The organism is Kitasatospora sp. NPDC048722, from assembly GCF_040650235.1.
Lineage (GTDB): Bacteria > Actinomycetota > Actinomycetes > Streptomycetales > Streptomycetaceae > Kitasatospora.
Genome location: NZ_JBEZGX010000168.1, coordinates 1 through 1587, shown reverse-complemented (window position 1 = coordinate 1587; position 1587 = coordinate 1). Strand labels below are relative to the sequence as shown.

Below are 1587 nucleotides of genomic sequence, written 5' to 3'. Positions count from 1 at the left end.
CGCCGCCGGTCAGGTAGTGCTCGAAGGCCTTGGCGACCGGGTCGAGCAGCAGGCGGCCGGAGTCGGAGACGCCGCCGCCGAGGACGAAGACGCCCCAAGTGGACAGAAAATTGGGTGTTATAATCTGTCTATTAAGACACAAAAATGAAAGGACTTTTATGTCAGGTTTTAAACGTTACGATGAGGATTTCAAACAATCGCTTGTTAATCTCTATCAAACTGGTAAAACACAAACTGAACTCTGTAAAGATTATGGCGTATCTTCTTCTGCACTTGCAAAATGGATTAAGCAGTACTCTCAAGTGCGTCTTGAAGATAATACGGTGTTGACTGCTAAACAGATTCAAGAATTACAAAAAAGGAATGCCCAACTAGAGGAAGAAAATCTGATCTTAAAAAAAGCGAGTGCCATATTCATGCAAAACTCCAAGTAAGATTGAAAGCCATCTATAGACTCCGATTTGAACACACGACAGTTATGCTCTGTCGTGTTTTACATGTCAATCGTTCCACCTACTATAACTTTTCATAAACAAGAGGCCTTCGAAGCGTGAAGTAGAAAATCAACGCTTGAGAAAATTACTCCTTGAGATTTATATGAAAGCCAAGAAAAGAATTGGAACGAGAGCTTTTAAAATCATTCTCCTGCGTGATTATGGCGTTAATATTTCTGAAGGCCGTATCTTAAGACTTCTCAAGTCTATGACACTCCCTAAAATGTCAACCATCAAACCTTGTTTTAAATCAAAGAAAGCTCCTGTATTTTCTTCTGATAATCTGCTTAAACAAGAATTTAACCCGAACTCCCCAAATCAAGTTTGGACAACAGATTTCACTTATATCTCTATAGGACCTAAACGACATGTTTATCTCTGTGCTATTCTTGACCTCTACTCAAGGAAATGTATTGCGTGGAAAGTAAGTGATCGAATTGATGCCAAACTCGCCTGTGACACCTTAGAGATAGCTATAAATAAGAGGAAGCCTAAGGAACCAATTATCTTTCATTCGGATCAAGGAAGCCAATTTAAATCAGCTTCCTTTAGAAAGTTATTAGATGAGCATCAATTGCTTGCTTCTTACTCCAAGCCTGGATATCCTTATGATAATGCCGTCACTGAGGTCTTTTTCAAGTATCTTAAACAACGAGAAATTAATCGCAGAACTTATCACTCCATTTAAGAAGTTCAACTCTCTTGCTTTGAATACATCGAACAATTTTATAACAATTATAATCCTCATTCCGCCAACAAGGGTTTAACTCCAAATCAGAAAGAAGAAAATTATTTTAAGAAAATATAGCTCATTTTGTGTCTAAATATTTGACATTAGTCCACTTTAATTGTCTTTAACTTTTCACTCATCATAAGTCCTGCCTTTTAACCGTAGGTAGGTATTGCTCGATTGCTTTTTTGAGATACTTAGTGATATTTTTCTTTGAGTAGTCTTCTCGCTTGGCTCTCACATAAGACAAGTGGTCTTTGACCCCATTCAAACCTCGTAAGTCTTTCAGTTCGTCATAAAGGGGGTACACGTGTGCCTGCAAGCCTGACATGAGTTTTATATCTTGCATTTCAAACGGACTTA

At 38.4% G+C, this 1587-nt stretch carries 2 pseudogenes; one reads left to right on the top strand and one right to left on the bottom strand.

Annotated elements, in window-relative coordinates:
* Positions 1-158: 158 nt before the first annotated feature.
* Positions 159-1318, top strand: a pseudogene (locus tag AB0C76_RS41305) (IS3 family transposase).
* Between the two features lie 45 nt (positions 1319-1363).
* Here AB0C76_RS41305 and AB0C76_RS41300 read toward each other — a convergent pair.
* A pseudogene (locus AB0C76_RS41300) lies at positions 1364-1587 on the bottom strand (RepB protein); the annotation flags it as partial.